Source organism: Butyrivibrio sp. LC3010, from assembly GCF_000424385.1.
Taxonomy (GTDB): Bacteria; Bacillota; Clostridia; order Lachnospirales; family Lachnospiraceae; genus Butyrivibrio.
Genome location: NZ_AUJU01000062.1, coordinates 1 through 4,424, shown reverse-complemented (window position 1 = coordinate 4,424; position 4,424 = coordinate 1). Strand labels below are relative to the sequence as shown.

Here is a 4,424-nt window from a genome sequence, read left to right as displayed (position 1 = left end):
CCTTGATGGCACAAAAAATAACTGCTACACTGCTGCAAACGACGGAGAAAATCTGATTGTTCTTGAGTTCTTCGCCGTCGGTGATTAACCGTCAGCAGTTATTTTTTGTGCTGTCAAGGGTGGCGTCCGGCTACCTCAATCTAAATATCTGCATTTTTCAAGGTTCATCTGAGCCTATTTTTTTGACCCAGTTTTTTCATAGATTATTTGACACTATCAAAATTGACCTTTTCATATTTGATTTCTCTATCTGTTTTGATTACAGAAACAGATTAGCAATCCTTCTATCATTGTTTTATCACACGTATCACAGACTGTGATGTGGAGCTGTCCGCAGACACTGTGAGAAGCAGGCTTGATGTGTTCCTGAAGTCAAAAGAAAATGTTGAAAATAAAGAATATAAGATAGCTGCCAGTATCGGAAGCGCCGGCGGCGTGATAAATAAAGCTATTGATGTTCAGAATCTGATGGACAGAGCTGATGAAAAAATGTATGCGGATAAAAAGGCGAGAAAGGAAACTGGAAATTAGTGTGCTTCAAAAATGTTTTTCTAAAAAGGAGGCAAAAATGAAGAAAACATTATCATTCTTAATGGCATTTATGATTGCCACAACTCTTATCTGAGGTAGTTGCACACAAAATGATTTCATGACAAGTGTGTCAATTTATATTTGTTATGCCAGTATTTTGCGGAATTTTCATTATTTTGACAACAATGTCATAAAAGCCTGGACAGAATTCACAGACTACAAAGAGTGTTTCTGACCGGGCTTTTTATTATGAGTGATCATCCTTCTACGCTAAGCCTAACTCTTTCCAACAAAGTAGGCAGCTTTAAGTATTTTTCGCTTGTGAAATAAGAAGGATAATAGTAGTCGCAGAATATTTCTTTAATATTCAGAAGTCCCATAAATTCGTCATCACGAACTAGCTCTACTGTATATTTATTTGTTTCTTTATCTCCGATCAAGTAACCAAGTAGCTTTTTGTTGCACCTATTACCACTAAAAACTACCCAAACGCATCCTCTCATGATCGGAACATATCCAAGAACAGTATTCAGCATCCATTCTGACAAAAGCTGATTAGGATTATATTCAAGATGCACATAATGCGGTGCATTACAGTCATCGCCCATGCAGACGCTGTCTCTTTCAGCTTCTATAGTATATGGATTTATGTTTGCTTCTCTGATGCATCTAACTGGCTAACTCAGCAAATGAAGCAACAAATAATAAGCAAGAATGTACTAACCTGAATGATGAATAAGTTGATTTTTTTGCCTCGGGGATATACAATGTATATACAAAGAGGAGGTATTGCTTATGCAGGCTAAGGTTAAAGCATGGGGAAATAGTCAGGGAATTAGAATACCCAAAGAAGTGCTTCAGGAGGCAGCTGTTTCGGTTGATGATGTTCTCGATGTCAAGGTATCTAATGGCATGATAATGCTTGTTAAACCATTTAGACATAGAACACTGGAAGAACGTGCTGCAGAATTTGGTGGGCAGCTCCATTTAGACGGCGAATTTGGCTGGGGTGAACCGGTAGGAAGAGAGATTTGGGAATGAAGGAAGAATTGCATCAGGGGGATATTCTTAAGATTGAGCATATCAAGAAGCCGGTTCTTGTTGTAAGTAAGGATTTTTTTAATCAGACTCATGAAATAATTGGCTGTCCTATTTTTGAAAAAGGAGAAGCCGGGCCTTTACATATTCATATCAAAACTGAAGACGTAGAAGGTTATGTGCAATGTGAAAAAATGGCACTCCTTGATTTGAATATCAGGGGTTATTCAAAGATTGATAGGATACATTATCCTGACATTATAAATATCACAGACGCTATCCAAGGAATCTTTGACTACATCTGAAAATGAATCAACATGGAATCAGTGAGATTTCTTTAGTGGGAATATATTAGCAGTGTATGATTCGGATTATGGATTGTACGCTGCTTTTACTATGTATATAATAACTCATGGATTTAATAATATTGGACCAGACACACCTTGTCCGGTGCAAAAAATACGGCATTTCTCGCTTGAAATAGTAAACGCGACTTTTTACCTCACTAGGAGGCTCAAAAGTCGCGTTAAGTTTTTCAAAAATTGTGATAAAGTCAGTGAAATAGCAGTGAACACCAGTTTGACATATTATCACTTCGTTAAATCTTAATTTAACGAAGTACACAATTAAATAAAGCACAATACGGTTACAATACGGTTATATGAAATTCTAAGTGCACCATTGCATAACTTAGCGCACACTCATGCAGTTACCTTTGCAATATATGATTAATTAGGCGATAATTGTTTATGTTCTGCAGATTGATTACTTCTGAATATGGGAGGTAATCAAAAATGTCTCAATATAAACATTTAACGTTCCAGGAACGCATTCGCGTTGAAGAACTTCTTGAGAAAAAAGTCTCTATCAATATGATTGCTAAAGATCTAAAGAAATCCAGATCCACCATTGCAAGAGAAATTCAGAGAAATCGTTATAAAGTATCTGAACCAAGTTATCGAATTCATCCATGTATCCATAAAAAAAGCTGTGAAAGAATGCATGTTTGTGGGGATGAATCATGCCGTAGGCATTGTAATACTTGTCTGGGTACTTGCAACACAAATAATTGTAAAGATTATGTACCACAGCAATGTCGATTTATTGAGAATTCCCTTTTTGTATGCAATGGTTGTGACAGAATTGACATTACCATGGGGGATAAGCGATATGTCTTTTACTCTTAAGGGATTGAATCCTGATATCATTAAGGTCAAGCGCCTTGAAAAGGAGAAACCCAACTGGGATGCATTTAAGGAATGGCTTGAAAAGCTTGATCCGGCCGGAGGCTCAGCCCTTCGGAAGGCTGTTAATTATAACCTGAATAACTGGGACAAACTTATGCGTTATCTGGAGGACGGAAAGGCTGCCTTTGTCAAATGCAGCCGCTGAACGCTGTGCAAAATCGTATGCGACCATAAGGAAGAACATGCTCTTCCATGATACTTCCAGAGGAGCCAGATCCGCTGTTATCATCAAGTCTCTTATTGATACAGCAGCTGCAAATAACCTTGATCCTGAACTCTACCTGACAGAACTTTTGGAGCATGCCCGAGACTTTGTTAATGAGCCTGCACGGGCAGCCGAGTATATGCCATGGACTGAAAAGATGCAGGAAAGGTGCATGAATAAGACTAGGAAGGAAGATCTCAATCAGTAGGATTCGTACCTAGAGTAGATCCGATTCCTCAAAAATTTAAAAGGCCACCGGAAAGGTTTATTTTTTTTAGCCATTCTGGTGGTCTGGTTGGTTATGAACGGGTGAGTGAAAAGCGCTTACTATTAATTGTCATGTAAGCGGTGTTATATGAGCACATAGAAAGAATCACCTGTGTCACAATGGCCACGGTGATTCTTTTATTTATAAGATCATTTTGATTTCTGTTGCACCAAGACTTTTGAGATCTTTTTCACTTCCATCTTTTTTGAATCCATATTTCTCGTAAAAACGTATGGCTCTGGGGTTATCTTTTAGAACCCAAAGTTCTTTATGAGAATAATTTTTAGTTTTTCTAAACCAACATCCATTAGCTTTTGAGCAAACCTAATCCGTTAATATGTAATCATTAATTTTTTCCCTTATTCTTCCACTATTGCTTTCTATTTCATCCATCATTCTTTCCGTAAAAATGGAATATAATGCAGCACGCCTATAATTTCCCACCTGCATATTTCTATTAATAATCTCAGGCAACATAAAAATATGCTGATAATTACTATGTTCCTTTTCAATCAAATTATATGCAACCAGCATGTTTTTATTCTGATATATCCTATCATATAGTTTTTCTATTCTAGCATTTAACTCATCTACATAGTTATCCATTTAAAAAGCCTTTCATAACTTTAATATCTTCTTCTGCCATATGGCTCATATTTTCGACAATTGTGTTAATCATTTTTTCAAATGACGCATACTGGCCAGAAAGTTTTTTTATTTCTTCAATCATTTCTTCATTAGAAGTCTCTGTGGTATCCATAATAGATTTATATTTTTCTGTTCGTTTCGTTTCTTGTTCTTCGATGTCTTCTGACAAATATTTATATTGAGTTTGTATATTATTAACCGCTTTTTCAAACTTAACTATAATGTTGTTTGTTACTTTACCTGCGTTCTAAATTCTGTTTTTGAATCACTTTATTTAAAGGTGTGGACTTATTTATTCTGGTGCATAATACGCCAGATTATTTAATGCCATGCCTTTTGTGTTATCATGGGAAAGTTACAGACAATAAAAGGCAGGATCCCTCCCCGACCAAAGTTTGGTATCCTGCCTTAGCAACTCCGTACACAGAAGTGTACGAAAACATGCAAGACAATGATAACCCTTTACGTCGAAGAAAACAATCCGATT

The 4,424-nt window shown here is 36.6% G+C and carries 8 protein-coding genes and 1 pseudogene; 6 read left to right on the top strand and 3 right to left on the bottom strand.

Features of this window, described 5'->3' with window-relative positions:
- Positions 1 to 342: 342 nt before the first annotated feature.
- Positions 343 to 531: a hypothetical protein gene (locus tag G622_RS0119765; protein ID WP_026512083.1), complete on the top strand. Its 189-nt coding sequence runs from the start codon at positions 343 to 345 to the stop codon at positions 529 to 531.
- Between the two features lie 257 nt (positions 532 to 788).
- On the opposite strand, the gene G622_RS0119760 is transcribed toward G622_RS0119765, so the two are convergent.
- The gene (locus G622_RS0119760; RefSeq protein ID WP_026512082.1) at positions 789 to 1,139 is read right to left on the bottom strand and encodes a hypothetical protein; all 351 of its coding nucleotides are present in this window, start codon (positions 1,137 to 1,139) and stop codon (positions 789 to 791) included.
- Positions 1,140 to 1,326: 187 nt separating this feature from the next.
- Here G622_RS0119760 and G622_RS0119755 point away from each other — a divergent pair, with 187 nt between their 5' ends.
- The 5 genes and pseudogenes from G622_RS0119755 (at position 1,327) to G622_RS0119740 (ending at position 3,229) form a co-directional block, all read left to right on the top strand.
- Positions 1,327 to 1,572, top strand: coding sequence for an AbrB/MazE/SpoVT family DNA-binding domain-containing protein (locus G622_RS0119755; RefSeq protein WP_026512081.1), 246 nt, complete (start codon positions 1,327 to 1,329; stop codon positions 1,570 to 1,572).
- Complete coding sequence (locus G622_RS0119750; protein ID WP_026512080.1) at positions 1,569 to 1,874, top strand: type II toxin-antitoxin system PemK/MazF family toxin; 306 nt, start codon at positions 1,569 to 1,571, stop codon at positions 1,872 to 1,874. Before G622_RS0119755 ends, G622_RS0119750 begins: the two co-directional genes overlap by 4 nt.
- 489 nt (positions 1,875 to 2,363) lie before the next feature.
- Positions 2,364 to 2,489: pseudogene (locus G622_RS27205) on the top strand (helix-turn-helix domain-containing protein); the annotation flags it as partial.
- Between the two features lie 94 nt (positions 2,490 to 2,583).
- Entirely contained in the window at positions 2,584 to 2,961 is a 378-nt protein-coding gene (locus tag G622_RS26665) for an IS66 family transposase (protein ID WP_242833034.1), read from the top strand.
- On the top strand, positions 2,942 to 3,229 hold the full coding sequence (locus tag G622_RS0119740; RefSeq protein ID WP_026512078.1) for a transposase domain-containing protein: 288 nt from the start codon (positions 2,942 to 2,944) through the stop codon (positions 3,227 to 3,229). The genes G622_RS26665 and G622_RS0119740 overlap by 20 nt, the downstream gene beginning before the upstream one ends.
- 384 nt (positions 3,230 to 3,613) lie before the next feature.
- Here the strand turns inward: G622_RS0119740 and G622_RS0119735 are convergent, their stop codons facing one another.
- Positions 3,614 to 3,895 carry a hypothetical protein gene (locus G622_RS0119735; RefSeq protein WP_026512077.1) on the bottom strand — a complete coding sequence of 94 codons (282 nt, stop codon included), beginning with the start codon at positions 3,893 to 3,895 and terminating at the stop codon, positions 3,614 to 3,616.
- On the bottom strand, positions 3,888 to 4,049 hold the full coding sequence (locus G622_RS26035) for a hypothetical protein (protein WP_155831567.1): 162 nt from the start codon (positions 4,047 to 4,049) through the stop codon (positions 3,888 to 3,890). The genes G622_RS0119735 and G622_RS26035 overlap by 8 nt, the downstream gene beginning before the upstream one ends.
- Positions 4,050 to 4,424: the final 375 nt, after the last annotated feature.

What these genes read in the sequence shown, in the direction of transcription:
- G622_RS0119755 (WP_026512081.1), top strand. Translation starts at nt 1,327, where the DNA reads ATGCAGGCTAAGGTTAAAGCATGGGGAAATAGTCAGGGAATTAGAATA.
- G622_RS26665 (WP_242833034.1), top strand. Translation starts at nt 2,584, where the DNA reads ATGAATCATGCCGTAGGCATTGTAATACTTGTCTGGGTACTTGCAACA.
- G622_RS0119735 (WP_026512077.1), bottom strand. Translation starts at nt 3,895, where the DNA reads ATGGATAACTATGTAGATGAGTTAAATGCTAGAATAGAAAAACTATAT.
- G622_RS0119760 (WP_026512082.1), bottom strand. Translation starts at nt 1,139, where the DNA reads ATGGGCGATGACTGTAATGCACCGCATTATGTGCATCTTGAATATAAT.
- G622_RS0119750 (WP_026512080.1), top strand. Translation starts at nt 1,569, where the DNA reads ATGAAGGAAGAATTGCATCAGGGGGATATTCTTAAGATTGAGCATATC.
- G622_RS26035 (WP_155831567.1), bottom strand. Translation starts at nt 4,049, where the DNA reads ATGGATACCACAGAGACTTCTAATGAAGAAATGATTGAAGAAATAAAA.